The sequence below is a fragment of the Nonomuraea sp. MG754425 genome, assembly GCF_021699195.1.
Classification (GTDB): Bacteria; Actinomycetota; Actinomycetes; order Streptosporangiales; family Streptosporangiaceae; genus Nonomuraea.
The window spans coordinates 1-10,461 of sequence record NZ_SSXE01000268.1 but is presented as its reverse complement, the minus strand read 5'-3'; the positions used below and the strand labels follow the sequence as shown (position 1 = coordinate 10,461).

Genomic DNA, 10,461 nt, shown 5'->3' with positions numbered 1-10,461 from the left:
GCCCGAGCGGGGCTGCTCGTTGACGATCACCTCGTCGGGGCCGAGCATGACCTCGCCGAGCTCGTCCGCCTCGACCATGACGGTGGCACCCGAGCGCAGGGCCCTGGCCACGCGGGCCGGGTCGGCGGCGGTGACGGCGGCGGCGACGATCTTCGTCTGGGAGCCGAAGCGCTTGCCGAGAGCCCGGAAGTTGGGCTTGACCGTGTAGGACACGAGGTCGGCGCTGAAGCCGGACATGTCCTCCAGATCCTGGACGTTCAGCTCGTCGGCGACCAGCGCGCGCAGCTCGGCGGGCAGCGACGGCCAGCCGTGCGCCCCCACCAGGGCCCGCCGCAGCGGCTGGCGGGTCTTGACGCCCGACGAGGCCCGAGCCGAACGGCCCAGCTCCACCAGGCGGCGCACCAGGGCCATCTGGTCGGACAGCGCCGGGTTCAGCAGCTCCTCGCGCGCCTCCGGCCACGGGGCCAGGTGCACGGAGGAGGGCGCCTCGGCCGTGCGCAGGACGTCCCACAGGTGGTCGGTGAGGAACGGGGTGATCGGCGCCATCAGGCGCAGCACCGTCTCCAGGCACTCGTACAGGGTGGCGAACGCGTCCTGCTCGCCCTGCCAGAAGCGCCGGCGCGAGCGCCGGACGTACCAGTTGGACAGGTCGTCGAGGAAGTCGGCCAGGCGGCGGCCGGCGCGCTGGGTGTCGTACTCGTCGAGCGCCGCCGTGACCTCGGACACCGTCCGGTGCAGCTCGGCCAGCGCCCAGCGGTCGAGCAGCGATCGCCGCGCCGCCGGGGTGGCCTCGGCGAGCGCGTACGGCGACCAGGACTCGGCGTTGGCGTAGAGGGTGAAGAACGACGTGGTGTTCCAGAGCGTCAGCAGGACCTTGCGGACGATCTCCTCCAGCGTGCCGTGACCCACCCGGCGCGCCGCCCACGGCGAGCCCGAGCAGGCCATGAACCAGCGCAGCGCGTCGGCCCCGTGCTGGTCCATCAGCGGGATCGGCTCGAGGATGTTGCCCAGGTGCTTGCTCATCTTGCGGCCGTCCTCGGCCAGGATGAGGCCGAGGCAGAGCACGTTCTCGTAGGACGACTGGCCGAAGACCAGCGTGCCGACGGCCATCAGCGAGTAGAACCAGCCGCGGGTCTGGTCGGTGGCCTCGCAGATGAACTGCGCCGGGTAGACGCCCTCGGGCTTGCCGCGCTCGCCCCACTGCGCGAACGGCATGGAGCCGGAGTCGTACCAGGCGTCGATGACGTCGGGGACGCGCTGGGCCAGGGCGCCGCAGGAGGGGCAGTCGAAGGTGACGTCGTCGACGTACGGGCGGTGCGGGTCGAGGGAGGAGACGTCGTCGCGGCCGGCGAGCGTGCCCAGCTCCTCCAGCGACCCGACGCACGTCACGTGGGACTCGTCGGCCGAGCACACCCACAGCGGCAGCGGCGTGCCCCAGTAGCGCGAGCGCGACAGCGACCAGTCGACGTTGCCCCGCAGCCACTCGCCGAAGCGGCCCCACTTGATCGTGTCGGGGAACCAGTTGGTGCCGGCGTTCTCCGCCAGCATCTGGTCCTTGACCGCGGTGGTGCGGATGTACCAGGACGGGAGCGCGTAGTAGAGCAGCGGCGTGTGGCAGCGCCAGCAGTGGGGGTAGCTGTGCTCGAAGTGGCCGCCGCGGAAGAGCAGGCCGCGGGCCCGCAGCTCGTCGGTCAGCGCCTCGTCGGCGTCCTTGAAGAACGTGCCGCCGACCATGGGCACGTCGTCGAGGAAGCGGCCGTCGGGGCCGATCGGGTTGACGATCGGCATGTCGTACTTCTTGATCACGGCCAGGTCGTCGGCGCCGAAGGCGGGCGCCTGGTGGACCAGGCCGGTGCCGTCCTCGACGGTGACGTACTCGCCCAGCACCACGTAGTGGGCGCCCGGGATGTCGACCAGGTCGAACGGGCGGCTGTAGGGGGTGTGCTCCAGGTCGCGGCCGGTGAAGCGGGCCACCTCGGTGGCGCCCTCGCCGAGCACCGACAGCAGCGGCTCGGCCACCACCAGGACCTCGCCGTCGGCGGTGCGGGCCGCGACGTAGGTGACGTCGGGGTGCACGGCGACGGCCGTGTTGGACACCAGTGTCCACGGGGTCGTCGTCCAGACCAGCAGCGCGGCGTTCAGCTCGGCCAGCGGCCCGGACGTCGCGGGCATGCGGACGTAGACCGACGGGCTGGAGACGGTCTCGTAGCCGCCCGGCTGGCCCAGCTCGTGGTCGGACAGGCCGGTGCCGCAGCGCGGGCAGTAGGGGGTGATCCGGAAGTCGCGGAACAGCAGCCCCTTGTCGAAGATGACCTTCAGCGACCACCACACCGACTCGACGTAGGACGGGTCCATGGTGCGGTAGGCCTGGGACAGGTCGATCCAGTAGCCCATGCGCTCGGTCATCTGCTCGAACGCGTCGACGTGCCGCAGCACCGACTCGCGGCACTTGGCGTTGAACTCGGCGATGCCGTACGTCTCGATGTCCTTCTTGCCGGACAGGCCCAGCTCGCGCTCGACGCCGACCTCGACCGGCAGGCCGTGGCAGTCCCAGCCCGCCTTGCGCGGCACGCTGAAGCCGCGCATCGACTTGTAGCGGGGGAACAGGTCCTTGAACACCCGTGCCTCGACGTGGTGGACGCCGGGCAGGCCGTTGGCGGTGGGCGGGCCCTCGTAGAAGACCCAGGCGGGGTTTCCGGCGTTCTGCTCCACGGAACGCTCGAAGATCTTCCCGTCCCGCCAGCGGTCGAGGACCTCGCGCTCGAGCGCGGGCAGGTCGACCTGCGCGGGAAGAGAGCGGAATGATGGGGAAGACATCTCGGGCGGGACCTCCACGCTTGATCGGCCGGTCGGGCTGCATGCGTGAAGGGACGAAGCCTGCGGCTCCGCGGTACCACCCTTCTTGACCCCGCTCGGGCGGGGCCCTCTTCCTTCGGTCTGCTGCCGGGTCTAGTGAGCTCGGGAGAGCCGTTCTTCCGGCGGCTCCGGGGTGATATCCCTCACAGTCGGGCCCCATCAACGCCTTGCAGTCTCAAACCATAACGCAGAGTGGGAGCGAAGGCTTCCTCGTTTCCTGGTGGGGGTCCGAGTTTCACGGCACGCTCCGGTACACAACTCGTAAACGGCGCAAAGTTGTGGGAATGGACGTGCCTGGGGAGGAGTTGAATGCGCGGGGCGGGATAGTACGGGAGAGGTAAACCCTCCGGCGGGTCGTTTGCCGTTCCGTTATATGGATCCTAAGCTGCCCGCACCATTTACGGCCTTGATCAGCAGTTGGAGGCAGCCATGGCGGCAGGCACGCAGACGGCTACACCGTCGATGTGGTCGGAGGAGGAGCTGGCCGAGGTTCGCGGCACTCTTCGCAAGGAGACCGACGAGCTGGAGGCGGACATCCTCCGCCACGAATCGGAGATAGCCTCTGGAGACGTCACCCAGGGAGCCGGCGACGACCAGGCGGACGCCGGCGCCAAGACGTACGAGCGCGAACGCGAGATCGCCCTTACCCTGAATGCGCGCGATCTGGTCGCGCAGAACGAACGTGCGATCGCCAGGATCGACGCAGGGACCTATGGAGTGTGCGAATCGTGCCACAAGCCGATCGGCAAGGAGCGTCTCCAGGCGTTCCCGAGGGCGACGCTGTGCGTGGCCTGCAAGCAGAAGGAGGAGCGCCGGTAACAGGCGCGGCCGAACAGGGGGGAGGCGCGGCGGGCAGGCCCCGGCGGCGCCTCTTCGCCGTTCTCGTCGCGCTGGCGGCCGTGATCTACGCGGCTGACCTCGTCACCAAGACGATCGTGCTGCGCACACTCGAGGGCGAGGCTCCGCTGGTCGTGATCCCGGGGGTGCTGCAGTTCCGGGTGATCTTCAACTCGGGTGCGGCGTTCAGCATCGGCACCGGGATGACGTTCATCTTCACCTTCATCGCGGCGGGCGTCGTCGTGGCCATCGTGCGCACGGCGCGCAAGCTGGGCAGCCGGTCCTGGGCGGTCACGCTCGGCCTGCTGCTGGGCGGGGCCATGGGCAACCTCACCGACAGGCTGCTGCGCTACCCCTCGGGGATCGGGCGCCCCTCGCAGCTCCAGGGGCACGTCGTCGACTTCATCGAGGTGCTGCCGGGCAACTTCCCCGTCATCGACTACTTCCCCGTCTTCAACATCGCCGACTCGGCGATCGTCTGCGGCGGCATCCTCGCGGTGATCCTGGCCTGGCGCAACGTGCAGATCGACGGGTCCAAGGAGGTGCCGGGCGATGACTGAGCAGCGCAGCCTGCCGGTGCCCGACGGGCTGGAGGGCGAGCGGCTCGACGCCGCGCTCTCGCGGCTGTTCGGCTTCTCCCGCACCCGCGCGGCCGAGCTGATCACCTCCGGCGAGGTGATGGTGGACGGCCGCCTGCCCGCCAAGTCCGACCGCGTGCACGCCGGGGCGTGGCTCGACGTGACGATGCCGCCGCCCGTCACGACGCCGATGCCGGTCGCCGAGCCGGTGCCCGGCATGGCCATCGTCTACGAGGACGACGACATCATCGTGGTCAACAAGCCCATCGGCGTGGCCGCCCACCCCACCGTCGGCTGGACGGGCCCCACCGTGATCGGCGGGCTGCTCGGGGCCGGGCACACGATCGCCACCAGCGGCGCCGCCGAGCGGCAGGGCATCGTGCACCGGCTCGACGCCAACACCACGGGCGCGATGGTCGTGGCCAAGAGCGAGCACGCCTACTCGCAGCTCAAGCGGGCCTTCAAGGAGCGCACGGTCGACAAGCGCTACCACGCGCTGGTCCAGGGGCACCCCGACCCGTTCCGGGGCACCGTCGACGCGCCCATCGACCGGCACCCGTCGGGCGACGGCCGCTTCGCGGTGGTGGCCGGGGGCAAGCCGTCGGTCACGCACTACGACACGGTGGAGGCGTTCCGGGCCGCGTCGCTGCTGGACATCAAGCTGGAGACCGGGCGTACGCACCAGATCCGGGTGCACATGGCGGCGCTGCGCCACCCCTGCGTCGGAGACCTGCTCTACGGCGCCGACCCCACGCTCGCGGCCCGGCTGGGCGTCACGCGGCAGTGGCTGCACGCGGTGGCGCTGGGGTTCGAGCATCCCGCGACGGGGGAGTGGATGTCGTTCAGCACCGACTATCCGCAGGACCTGCAGAAGGCGCTGGACGTCGTGCGCGCGGAGTCCTGAGCGGGGCTCAGGCGGGTTGCCCGCCGTCCTGACCGCCGTCCTGACCGGCGTCCGACCCGTCCGACCCGTCCGACCCGTCCGATCCGTTTGACCCGTCCGATCCGTCTGACCCGTCGATCCGGTCGTCCTGGCCGCCCTCGTCGTCCGTGGTCGCGGCGGGGCCGGTGGGCTGGTCCCGGGCTGTTGGCGGGGTGCTCCGGCCGCCGTCCTGGGAGGGGCTTTCGCCGGAGATCCGCCGCTCCTGGGCCGGTTCGGTGGTCACGACGGCGGGAGCGGGGGCGGTGCCGTCCGGGCGCTGCGACCACCAGGCCGCGCCTCCGGTGACGGCCCCGACGAGCAGCGCGCTCCCGGCGACCGCGACGACGGGCAGCAGCCGGCGTCTCCTCGGCTCCGGCGCCATGCCGGGCATTGCCGTCGGCAACGTCATCGGGCCGGTGTGCTCGGGGGCGGTGCCCGCCAGGATCGCGGTCAGCCGCCGCGCCGCCTCGTCCAGCGACATGCGCGTGGCCGGATCCTTGCGCAGCAGCCCGAGCAGCACGGGGGCGAGCGCCCCCGCGCGGGCCGGCGGGCGCGGCTCGGCGTGCATGACGGCGCCCAGCGTGGCAAGGGCGTTGTCGCGGTGGAAGGGCGAGTGGCCCTCGACGGCCAGGTACAGGGTCACGCCCAGCGACCACAGGTCCGACGACGGCTTGGCCCGGCCGCCGGCCGCGCGTTCCGGGGCCATGAAGGCGGGGGTGCCGACCAGGACGCCGGTCCTCGTGACCGGCGCCTCGTCCTCCGTGGTGGCGATGCCGAAGTCGGTGAGCACCACGCGGCCGTCGTCGGCGATCAGCACGTTGTCGGGCTTGACGTCCCGGTGCAGCACCCCGGCCGCGTGCGCCGCGCGCAGCGCCTCCATGAGCCGCAGGCCGACGGCCGCCGCCTCGGACGGCGACATCGGGCCGTCCTCGCGGATCAGCTCGCCCAGCGTGCGCGAGTGCACGAGCTGCATGACGATCCAGGGGTGACCACGTTCCTCCAGGACGTCGTACACGGTCGCCACGCCGGGGTGCGCCACCCGGCCCGCCGCCCTGGCCTCACGGAAGGTGCGCGCGGCGAACTCCGCACGATCCTCGCCGGCCAGGTCGGGAGGGGGCAGCACCTCCTTGACGGCCACGTCCCGGCCGAGCACCTCGTCGTGGGCGTGCCAGACCGTGCCCATGCCGCCCTTGCCGATCGTTCTGAGCAGCCGGTACCGTCCGCCGACCACGATCCCGCCTGAATCGGACATACACCGCGACTACCCCAGAAATATCCGGGCAAGCGCGGTGACGACGGCCGCCGAGGCGAGCACCACCAGGAACGGCGCGCGCAGCAGCAGCGCCACCACCGCCGCCCCGAGCCCGGCCGCGCGCGCCGGGTCGAAGCTCAGCCCGCCCTGTGCCGTGAACGTCTGCACCGCGATCAGCGCCGCCAGCAGCGCCACCGGCACCAGCTCCGCGAACCTGCGCACCCGCGGATGGTCCAGCACCCGCCGCGGCGCGGCCAGCCCGGCCAGCTTCAGCGCGTAGCAGCCCGCGCAGACGACGGCGATCGCCCACCACAACGTCATCGCGACATCACCACCAGGGCCGCCACCGCCGACAGCAGCACCGGGACGCCCGGGGGCAGGAACGGGGTGGTGGACAGCGCGATCGCCGCCGCGCCGGCGGCCAGCCAGCGCAGCTCGGCGTGCTCGGCCAGCCGCGGCCACAGGATGGCCAGGAAGGCGACCGGGCCCACCACGTCCAGTCCCAGCACGCCGGGGTCGCCGAGGAACGAGGTGCCGTACGCGCCGGCCAGCGTGGTGAGGTTCCAGGTGAGGTACAGGCTGGCGAACGTGGTCACGAACCCCGTACGGGCCGAGCCGGGGTCGGGCTGGGCCATCGTGACGGCCGTGGTCTCGTCGATGACGCCCTGGGCGGCCAGCAGCCGGCGCGGGCCGCGGACCCGCAGCAGGTCGGCCAGGCGCAGGCCGTAGAGCGTGTTGCGCCCGCCGAGCAGCAGCGCGCCGAGGGTGGCGGCCAGCAGGTCGCCGCCGGCGGCGACGGCGCCGGTGAGCGCGAACTGCGAGGCGCCCGTGAACGCCAGCAGGCTCAGCACGCACGCCTGCGCCACGGACAGGCCCGCGGTGACCGCCGCGGCGCCGAAGGCGATCCCGGACAGGCCCACGGCCAGTCCCACGCCGAGACCGTCCCGCACGGGGGCGGGACGGGAGGTCGTCTGTTCCATGCCGCCCGAGGTTAGGGGCCCGGCGAATCGTCCGTCTTGTACGTTCTTGCAGCCCGCTGGTAGGCGGCGGGCGGGACGCCCACGATGCGCTTGAAGTGCCGGTTGAGGTGCGCCTGGTCGGTGAAGCCCACCTCGGCGGCCACCCGCGCGGGCCGCATGCCGGACAGCAGGAGCCGGCGCGCCTGCCGCACCCGCAGCGAGGTCAGGTAGGCGTGCGGCGGCAGCCCCGTCGCGGCCTTGAACGCCCGCAGCAGCGCGAACGGCCGCGCCCCCACCGCCACCGCCAGGTCCTCCAGCGGCGGCGGGTCCACGAGGCTCTCGTGCAGCAGGTCGAGCGCCGCGCGCACCGCCCGCCGGCCCTCCGCCGCCACCGGCGCGACCGGCCTCGGCGTGGCGTGCCGGGTCACCAGGCGGGCGAACAGCGTACGGCTCAGCGTCGAGGCGGCCAGCGCGTCGCCGCGCTCGGCCGCCTGGTGCGCCCGGCCGAGCAGCGCCGCCAGTTGGTCGTCGCGTGCCACCTGCGCGTGGAAGTGGGGTGTCCCGGCGGGCGCGCCCAGCTCGGCCGCGATCGCCGTCAGCGCGTCGACCGACGGGTAGAGCATCCGGTACGCCCACCCGCCCGGCACGCCCGCCTGCCCCGTGTGCACGGAGTCGGGGTTGACCAGCACCAGTTCGCCCGCCGCCGCCCGGTGCAGCGTGCCCCGGTAGTCGAACTCCTCCACGCCGGAGACGATCAGCCCGATCGCGTAGCCGTCGTGCACGTGCCGGGAGAAGCGGTGGGTGACGTAGCGGGCCTTGAGCAGGTCGGTCTCCGGCACCGCCGGATGCCGCCAGAACCGGGCCTGCTCGATCACAGCGGCCGGAACGTTCGGGCGAACGTCTCGAAGTAGTGCCGGTTCCTGGCCCAGTCGGCCTGCGGGGTCTCCCAGTACAGGGCGTACGGGCGGCCGTCCGCGGTGTGGAAGCCGCGGTTGATCACGTGGATCGTCCGGCCGTCGCGGACCCGGGTGAACTCCCAGTCGGCGGCCTTGCGGCCCAGGTAGCCGGTGGCGGCGATGCGGACCCTGCGGTACTGCTGGAACTCGCCCTTGGCCCGGATCTCCCGCTCCAGGCCGAGCCAGTGCCGCTCGGGGTCGCTCCACGGGATGTCGGGGACCGTCCACTCGACGATCAGCGTGCCGGACGTGCCCGGCCCCTGGACGGAGACGCTGTCGCGGGTGGCGTGCTTCCTGGGCCGCCACTGCGCGGGGACGGCGATCCGGAAGCGGCCGGCCGCGTTCCGGTAGTACCGCCAGCCCGCGGGCGCCGCCACGCCGTCGGGGTCAGGGGTGGGGGTCACGGTCGGCTCTGCGGTGGGCGTGGCGGTGTGTGTGGTGGTAGCCGGCGGCGGGCTGACGGTGGGGGCCGTGGCCGTCCACCGGTCGGACAGCAGCACGCCGCCCGTGCCCAGCACCGCCACGGTCGCCAGCGCCGCGGGCACCCCGATCCACACCGCCTTGCGCCGCCCGCCCCGCTGCTCGGGCAGTGTCAGGTTCGGCCTGCCGAGGTGAGACACACCCGTCCGCGATTCGCCGGTGCCGGATCCGCCCGCGTTCTGGCCGGTCGGAGGCGATGCGTCGGCGGACGTCCGCCGGCCGCTCCCGGACGCGCCGGGGCCGGTCGTCTCCCGCCCGTGACCGGTGCCCGCGCTCCAGGCGGGCGCCGATCCACTCGCCGCAGCGGCGGGGGGCTGCGGCGCGGCGGCGGCCTCGTGCAGCAGCAGGGCGGCCCGCGCCGCGGGCATCCGCGCGGCGGGATCGCGGTGCAGCAGGCCCATGATGACCGGCTCCAGCACCCCGGCCCGCGCCGGCGGCTCCGGCTCGTCGCGCAGCACCGCCGCCACGGTCGCGGCCCACGAGTCGCGCTTGAACGGCGGCCGGCCCTCGACCGCGGCGTACAGGGTGGCGCCCAGGGACCACAGGTCGGACTCGGGGCGCGCGGGGTCGCCGTTCAGCCGCTCGGGCGGCATGTACGCGGGCGTGCCCACCAGCCCGCCCGTCGCCGTCAGCCCCGCCTCGGTCTCCATCGAGGCGATGCCGAAGTCGGTGAGCACCACCCGGCCGTCGTCGGCCAGCAGCACGTTCTCGGGCTTGACGTCACGGTGCAGCACCCCGGTGGCGTGCGCGGCCCGCAGCGCGTCGAGCACCCGGCCGCCGATCACCGCGACCTGCCCGGTCCGCAGCGGCCCGCTCTCGCCGATCACCTGCGCCAGCGAGCGCGAGCGGACGAGCTGCATCACGATCCAGGGCCGGCCGTCCTCCTCCACGACGTCGTGGATGACGACCACGGACGGATGGTCGAGCCGCCCGGCCGCCCTGGCCTCCCTGATGGTCCTGCGGTTCAGCTCGGCCCGCTTGGCGTCGCCGACGCCCGTGTAGCGGACCTCCTTGATCGCCACCGTGCGGTCGAGCAGCTCGTCGTAGGCCCGCCAGACGATGCCCATGCCGCCCTCGCCGAGCGGCTCGATGAGACGATAACGATTGCTGACGTGCACGCAGCGCAGCCTACCCGCCTACTTGGGGGCCACGAAGGTCGCGCAGAAGTCCTCGAAGAAGTGGTAGTCGTCCTTCCAGTGACTGTTGAGCGTGTGCCAGTAGATCGCGTACGCCTTGCCGTCCTCGGCCACGAACCCGCGGTAGCGGATGCGGCTCTTGCCGGTGTTGGTGGGCCAGATGAAGTCCCAGTCGGCGGCGGCCTCGCGGAAGTCGGCCTCCTTGATGCCGAGCTTCTTGTAGCCGCCGTAGCGGTCCTTGAGGCTCGGCTCCAGCTTCTTCCAGCCCTTCAGCGGATCCTTGCCCAGCCGGGGCATCTCCTCGACCCGGACGTGCGCGTTGGGCGCCCCGCCCGGACCCTTGAACTCGACGCCCTTGCCGGTGCGCACCCACTCCTTCCAGCCCTTGGGCAGGCCGATGGAGAAGCCGAGCTTCTTGTCGGTGTAGCTCTTCCACCCGGACGGCAGCGGGCTCTTCTTCGTCTCCTCGGGGGTGGAGCTGGGGG

General features: G+C 72.7%; 9 protein-coding genes and 1 pseudogene. 3 read left to right on the top strand and 7 right to left on the bottom strand.

What is annotated here, in order from left to right; translation table 11 throughout:
* Positions 1-2,817, bottom strand: a 2,817-nt coding sequence (gene ileS / locus FAF44_RS48990) for an isoleucine--tRNA ligase (protein ID WP_237110338.1), incomplete at its 3' end; no start/stop codon positions are given.
* A 468-nt stretch (positions 2,818-3,285) separates the two neighbouring features.
* Here ileS and FAF44_RS48985 point away from each other — a divergent pair.
* From FAF44_RS48985 to FAF44_RS48975, 3 genes are read left to right on the top strand one after another with little or no spacing between them, the layout of a single operon-like run.
* On the top strand, positions 3,286-3,675 hold the full coding sequence (locus tag FAF44_RS48985) for a TraR/DksA C4-type zinc finger protein (protein WP_237110337.1): 390 nt from the start codon (positions 3,286-3,288) through the stop codon (positions 3,673-3,675).
* Complete coding sequence (gene lspA / locus FAF44_RS48980) at positions 3,576-4,253, top strand: signal peptidase II (RefSeq protein ID WP_308193531.1); 678 nt, start codon at positions 3,576-3,578, stop codon at positions 4,251-4,253. The genes FAF44_RS48985 and lspA overlap by 100 nt, the downstream gene beginning before the upstream one ends.
* Complete coding sequence (locus FAF44_RS48975; protein WP_237110335.1) at positions 4,246-5,175, top strand: RluA family pseudouridine synthase; 930 nt, start codon at positions 4,246-4,248, stop codon at positions 5,173-5,175. Before lspA ends, FAF44_RS48975 begins: the two co-directional genes overlap by 8 nt.
* A gap of 7 nt (positions 5,176-5,182) precedes the next feature.
* Here the strand turns inward: FAF44_RS48975 and FAF44_RS48970 are convergent, their stop codons facing one another.
* The 6 genes and pseudogenes from FAF44_RS48970 to FAF44_RS48945 all read right to left on the bottom strand — a co-directional run.
* Positions 5,183-6,445, bottom strand: a complete 1,263-nt coding sequence (locus FAF44_RS48970; RefSeq protein WP_237110334.1) for a serine/threonine-protein kinase — start codon at positions 6,443-6,445, stop codon at positions 5,183-5,185.
* A 9-nt stretch (positions 6,446-6,454) separates the two neighbouring features.
* A complete protein-coding gene (locus tag FAF44_RS48965; RefSeq protein WP_237110333.1) occupies positions 6,455-6,766 on the bottom strand; it encodes an AzlD domain-containing protein in 312 nt (103 codons plus the stop codon).
* Positions 6,763-7,425 carry an AzlC family ABC transporter permease gene (locus FAF44_RS48960; RefSeq protein ID WP_237110332.1) on the bottom strand — a complete coding sequence of 221 codons (663 nt, stop codon included), beginning with the start codon at positions 7,423-7,425 and terminating at the stop codon, positions 6,763-6,765. The genes FAF44_RS48965 and FAF44_RS48960 overlap by 4 nt, the downstream gene beginning before the upstream one ends.
* Positions 7,426-7,436: 11 nt before the next feature.
* Positions 7,437-8,279 carry an AraC family transcriptional regulator gene (locus FAF44_RS48955; protein WP_237110331.1) on the bottom strand — a complete coding sequence of 281 codons (843 nt, stop codon included), beginning with the start codon at positions 8,277-8,279 and terminating at the stop codon, positions 7,437-7,439.
* Positions 8,276-9,958, bottom strand: coding sequence for a serine/threonine-protein kinase (locus FAF44_RS48950; RefSeq protein WP_237110330.1), 1,683 nt, complete (start codon positions 9,956-9,958; stop codon positions 8,276-8,278). Before FAF44_RS48950 ends, FAF44_RS48955 begins: the two co-directional genes overlap by 4 nt.
* 18 nt (positions 9,959-9,976) lie before the next feature.
* Positions 9,977-10,461 (bottom strand): annotated as a pseudogene (locus FAF44_RS48945) (hypothetical protein); the annotation flags it as partial.